The organism is Nocardioides sp. AN3 (genome assembly GCF_054653495.1).
In genome coordinates this window covers 1-226 of the sequence record NZ_BAAIGC010000121.1, presented here as the reverse complement: position 1 = coordinate 226, position 226 = coordinate 1, and the positions used below count along the sequence as shown (strand labels likewise).

Annotated in this window: 1 pseudogene; it reads right to left on the bottom strand. The window is 69.9% G+C overall.

The window, feature by feature from the left end:
* Window positions 1-213, bottom strand: a pseudogene (locus ACYQ1K_RS28070) (electron transfer flavoprotein subunit beta); the annotation flags it as partial.
* Between the last annotated feature and the right edge of the window lie 13 nt (window positions 214-226).

Here is a 226-nt window from a genome sequence, read left to right as displayed (position 1 = left end):
GGAGGGGTAGCGGGCCTCACCGGACTGGTCGGTGACCGAGAGCACCAGCGGCATCGTCGCACCGATGACCTCGGTCGCGGCGTCGGTGTCACGCTTGATCCGGACCTGGTCGCCCTGGGTCTCCACCACCGCCGCCAAGGTCACCTGCGGGAGGTTGAGACGCTCGGCCAGCATCACCGGCACCACCGACCCCGACGCATCGGTCGAGGCCATCCCAGTGACCACC